The 349-nt window shown below is 59.9% G+C and carries 1 protein-coding gene; it reads left to right on the forward strand.

The features are described 5' to 3' along the window. Positions 1-132: 132 nt before the first annotated feature. Positions 133-349 (forward strand): nuclear transport factor 2 family protein (locus tag RCF13_RS00085; protein ID WP_308140654.1); only part of this gene is annotated, 217 nt, incomplete at its 3' end.

The raw sequence follows: 349 nt of genomic DNA on the forward strand, positions 1-349 counted from the left end.
CCGCCGAGGCGGGCAGACGCGTCTTGACGGGCGAGGCCCGCCCGGGGTTTCTGACCCCAGCCTTGCTGTTCGGGATCGGCTTTGCCGAGACGATCGCCGACACCACCATCGTTGATCGATAAGGAGCCATCCATGCAGACGCGGGTCGAATCCGTCATTCGATGCCTCAATGCTTTTGATGTCGACGCGGTGCTCGCCCAGTTCACGCCCGACGCCGTCATCGATGATGTTTCGGTTGGCGATGAGTTTGTCGGCGCCGACGGTATTCGTCGCTATGTTGAACAGTTCTTCGTCGCTTATCACACCGCCAGCAGGCTTCTGTCGATCAAGCGGCTGGACAATCGTAATG

It is taken from the genome of Stenotrophomonas maltophilia group sp. RNC7, assembly GCF_030910085.1.
Taxonomy (GTDB): domain Bacteria; phylum Pseudomonadota; class Gammaproteobacteria; order Xanthomonadales; family Xanthomonadaceae; genus Stenotrophomonas; species Stenotrophomonas sepilia.